We start from the raw sequence: 2,500 nt of genomic DNA, 5'->3' as shown, positions 1-2,500 counted from the left end.
CACTAACAATATATTGACGCTGATGGACGAAAGCGTGGGTAGCGAACAGGATTAGATACCCTGGTAGTCCACGCCGTAAACGATGGTTACTAGCTGTTTGGACGAATTGACGTCTGAGTGGCCAAGCGAAAGTGATAAGTAACCCACCTGGGGAGTACGTTCGCAAGAATGAAACTCAAAGGAATTGACGGGGGCCCGCACAAGCGGTGGAGCATGTGGTTTAATTCGATGATACGCGAGGAACCTTACCAGGGCTTAAATGTAGTATGACAGATTTGGAAACAGATTTTTCTTCGGACATATTACAAGGTGCTGCATGGTTGTCGTCAGCTCGTGCCGTGAGGTGTCAGGTTAAGTCCTATAACGAGCGCAACCCCTATTGCTAGTTGCCAGCGAGTCATGTCGGGGACTCTAGCGAGACTGCCGGTGCAAACCGTGAGGAAGGTGGGGATGACGTCAAATCATCACGGCCCTTACGTCCTGGGCCACACACGTGCTACAATGGTAGGGACAGAGAGCAGCCACCACGCGAGTGGGAGCGAATCTATAAACCCTATCACAGTTCGGATCGTAGTCTGCAACTCGACTACGTGAAGCTGGAATCGCTAGTAATCGCATATCAGCCATGATGCGGTGAATACGTTCCCGGGCCTTGTACACACCGCCCGTCAAGCCATGGAAGCTGGGGGTACCTGAAGTCGGTGACCGCAAGGAGCTGCCTAGGGTAAAACCGGTAACTGGGGCTAAGTCGTAACAAGGTAGCCGTACCGGAAGGTGCGGCTGGAACACCTCCTTTCTGGAGTTCCTGAAATAATGGAACAACAATAGATTTGTATGGTTAAGCTATTTGATTAGCGTGTTTATTTATATTTTAAAGTTGTCAATCTTGATATATTAAGTCGAAAAGACTTTTAATTAGATAGTTATGTCTGTTTAGTTATACAGTCTCATAGCTCAGCTGGTTAGAGCGCTACACTGATAATGTAGAGGTCGGCAGTTCGAGTCTGCCTGAGACTACAATGTATGGTTCGCTATACAATAGTTCATTAAAATACTTAAAGGAAATTCTAGAGGTTGGTTGTTCAACATTGCTAATTCTGAATACAACATTCTGAATTTTATAATGGGGGATTAGCTCAGCTGGCTAGAGCGCCTGCCTTGCACGCAGGAGGTCATCGGTTCGACTCCGATATTCTCCACTTTATTAAATCGTAAGATTTATAACGTTCATTGACATATTGAAAAGATTAAACGAGAAACGAATAGGTACATTAGTTTGTATTTATTATAGTAAATATTGAATATTAAAAGCAAGGCGTTTATTTTGTATCGTTGCAAAATAAATAAGAATACCATAAGCAAATTAAGGGCGTATGGGGAATGCCTAGGCTCTCAGAGGCGATGAAGGACGTGATAAGCTGCGATAAGCTGTGGGGATTGGCACATACAATTTGATCCGCAGATTTCCGAATGGGGCAACCCGGCATATTGAAGATATGTCATCTGTAAAGAAGCAAACCCGGTGAACTGAAACATCTAAGTAGCCGGAGGAAGAGAAAACAAAAGTGATTCCGCTAGTAGTGGCGAGCGAACGCGGAATAGCCCAAACCAATTAGGTTACGGCCTAATTGGGGTTGTAGGACCACGACATTTAATGCATAATGAATTAGAATCCTTTGGAAAAAGGAGCCATAGAAGGTGATAGCCCTGTATAGGTAAAGAATGTTATTGATAGTGGTATCCTGAGTAGTGCGGGGCACGTGAAACCCTGTATGAATCAAGCGGGACCATCCGCTAAGGCTAAATACTCCTGAGAGACCGATAGTGAACCAGTACCGTGAGGGAAAGGTGAAAAGAACCCTGAATAAGGGAGTGAAATAGATCCTGAAACCATACGCTTACAAGCGGTCGGAGCCCTTTGGGGTGACGGCGTGCCTTTTGCATAATGAGCCTACGAGTTACCGTTGTTAGCAAGGTTAAGTACTTCAGGTACGTAGCCGTAGCGAAAGCGAGTCTGAATAGGGCGTATAGTTAGCAGTGGTAGACGCGAAACCGTGTGATCTACCCATGGGCAGGGTGAAGCTGTGGTAACACACAGTGGAGGCCCGAACCGGTTGACGTTGAAAAGTCTTCGGATGACCTGTGGGTAGGGGTGAAAGGCCAATCAAACTCGGAAATAGCTCGTACTCCCCGAAATGCATTTAGGTGCAGCGTTGATTTAGTTTTATAGAGGTAGAGCTACTGATTGGATGCGGGGGCTTCACCGCCTACCAATTCCTGACAAACTCCGAATGCTATAAAATGATGATCAGCAGTGAGGGCATGGGTGCTAAGGTCCATGTCCGAAAGGGAAAGAACCCGGACCATCAGCTAAGGTCCCCAAATATATGTTAAGTTGAATAAACGAGGTTGTACTGCATTGACAGCTAGGATGTTGGCTTGGAAGCAGCCATTCATTTAAAGAGTGCGTAACAGCTCACTAGTCGAGCGGTACGGCATG

The 2,500-nt window shown here is 46.1% G+C and carries 2 tRNA genes and 2 rRNA genes (2 of these 4 running past the window's edge); all 4 read left to right on the top strand.

From position 1 onward, the window contains the following. Positions 1–796: ribosomal RNA gene (locus tag R1T42_RS09470) — 16S ribosomal RNA — on the top strand (it extends 730 nt beyond the left edge of the window). Positions 797–943: 147 nt separating this feature from the next. Continuing rightward, positions 944–1,017: transfer RNA gene (locus tag R1T42_RS09465), tRNA-Ile, on the top strand. A 108-nt stretch (positions 1,018–1,125) separates the two neighbouring features. Beyond that, positions 1,126–1,199: transfer RNA gene (locus tag R1T42_RS09460), tRNA-Ala, on the top strand. Between the two features lie 153 nt (positions 1,200–1,352). Then, positions 1,353–2,500, top strand: a 23S ribosomal RNA gene (locus R1T42_RS09455) (it continues 1,668 nt past the right edge of the window). Together the 16S and 23S rRNA genes with 2 tRNA genes alongside form the textbook arrangement of a ribosomal RNA operon.

It is taken from the genome of Nonlabens ulvanivorans (assembly GCF_032922765.1).
GTDB lineage: Bacteria > Bacteroidota > Bacteroidia > Flavobacteriales > Flavobacteriaceae > Nonlabens > Nonlabens ulvanivorans.
The sequence above is the reverse complement of the archived record's forward strand: the minus strand, read 5'-3'. Positions and strand labels throughout refer to the sequence as shown.